2 protein-coding genes are annotated in these 437 nt (G+C 71.2%); both read right to left on the bottom strand.

Features of this window, described 5'->3' with window-relative positions:
• Positions 1 to 193 (bottom strand): cytochrome d ubiquinol oxidase subunit II (locus D9V41_RS16460; RefSeq protein ID WP_166376100.1); only part of this gene is annotated, 193 nt, incomplete at its 3' end.
• Positions 190 to 437: cytochrome ubiquinol oxidase subunit I (locus tag D9V41_RS16455; RefSeq protein ID WP_166376099.1), on the bottom strand; the 248-nt coding region annotated here is incomplete at its 5' end. The genes D9V41_RS16460 and D9V41_RS16455, both read right to left, overlap by 4 nt.

Below are 437 nucleotides of genomic sequence, written 5' to 3'. Positions count from 1 at the left end.
AGATGAGCCACACGTGGTTGGCCTCCCAGACCGGTCCGATGCTGTGGTCGACCAGCGTCCGGACCTCGGCACCGCGGCGCGCACCACCGGCGGTGAGGTCGAAGAAGCCGGACCCGAAGTCCGCACCGCCGAAGACGGCGTACGCCACGACGCCGACGAACAGCGCGGACGCGACCGCCACCTCCAGCGTCATCGTCCGGCCTCGCCGGCGTCGACCAGGCGCGAATGCGGCCCATACGGGCTCGGAAGGTCCTCCTCACCGGCCTCACCGGCGCGCCATCGCCGCGTCATCGAGCGCAGCACGACGACGGCGCCGACCGTCAGCAGGGTGTACACGACCGCGGTACTCCCGAGCAGCCACCACAAGTCGGCGCTGTAGTCGCCGACCGCGTCGCGGGTGCGCAGGATGCCGTAGACGATCCAGGGTTGGCGACCCA

The sequence above is a fragment of the Aeromicrobium phragmitis genome, assembly GCF_003674095.1.
Taxonomy (GTDB): domain Bacteria; phylum Actinomycetota; class Actinomycetes; order Propionibacteriales; family Nocardioidaceae; genus Aeromicrobium; species Aeromicrobium phragmitis.
This window is presented reverse-complemented; position numbering and strand designations above follow the sequence as displayed.